Origin of the sequence: Mesorhizobium sp. M0663 (assembly GCF_040320585.1) — a bacterium.
In the GTDB taxonomy this organism is placed as follows: Bacteria; Pseudomonadota; Alphaproteobacteria; order Rhizobiales; family Rhizobiaceae; genus Mesorhizobium.
Genome location: NZ_JAMYPX010000104.1, coordinates 1 through 1008, shown reverse-complemented (window position 1 = coordinate 1008; position 1008 = coordinate 1). Strand labels below are relative to the sequence as shown.

1 protein-coding gene is annotated in these 1008 nt (G+C 62.9%); it reads left to right on the top strand.

Going from position 1 to position 1008, the window contains the following annotated elements:
- Positions 1–27 precede the first annotated feature (27 nt).
- On the top strand, positions 28–1008 hold a 981-nt coding region (locus tag NKI54_RS36295; RefSeq protein WP_352694651.1), incomplete at its 3' end, for a glucoamylase family protein.

The following is a 1008-nucleotide window of genomic DNA, read 5'->3' as shown; positions in this document are numbered from 1 at the left end:
GCAGCGAACCCCTCTATATCGATAGCCATGGATGCATCGAGCGACCACCCGCAAAACGACGAGCTTCTCTCGGACATCCAGCGCCTGTCCTTCGACTATTTTCTCAAAGAGGCCAACCCTGCGAATGGCCTGATCGCCGACCGCAACACCCCGGGGTCACCGGCCAGCATCGCCGCCGTCGGGCTCGCCCTGTCGGCCTATCCCGTCGGTGTCGAGCGCGGTTTCATGACGCGCGCCGCCGCCGCTGAACGGACGCTCGCCACGCTTCGCTTCTTCTGGAACGCGCCGCAAGGGCCCGAAGCCGACGCAACGGGCCACAAGGGCTTTTATTACCATTTCCTCGACATGGAGACCGGCCGCCGCGTCTGGAAGTGTGAGCTGTCCACGGTCGATACGGCGCTTCTGCTTGCCGGTGCTCTGGCCGGCGGCGCCTATTTTGGCGAGGACGATGAATCCGAACTGGAAATCCGGCGGCTTGCCGATGCGCTCTACCGGCGCGCCGACTGGCGATGGGCGCAGAACGGCGGCGCCACCGTCACCCATGGCTGGCGGCCCGGAAAAGGCTTCCTGCGCTATCGCTGGCAAGGCTACGACGAAGCGGTGATCCTTTATGTGTTGGGCCTCGGCTCGCCAACCCATCCGCTGCCGCCCGAGAGCTATGCGGCCTGGCTATCCACCTACAAGTGGAAAAAGATCTATGGCCGGGAATTGGTTTACGCCGGTCCACTTTTCGTCCACCAGCTCTCGCATATGTGGATCGATTTTCGCGGCATCCGCGATGCTTCCATGCGCAACCACGACTGCGACTATTTCGAGAACAGCCGCGAGGCAACCTACCTGCAACGCGACTACGCCATTCGCAATCCGAAGGGCTTCAGCGGTTATGGCGAGAATTGCTGGGGCATCACCGCCAGCGACGGCCCAAGCCCGACAAAACGCCAAATGACGGTCGGTGGCCGCCGCTTCTTCGGCTATCTGGCGCGCGGTGCGCCATTCGGCCCTGATGAT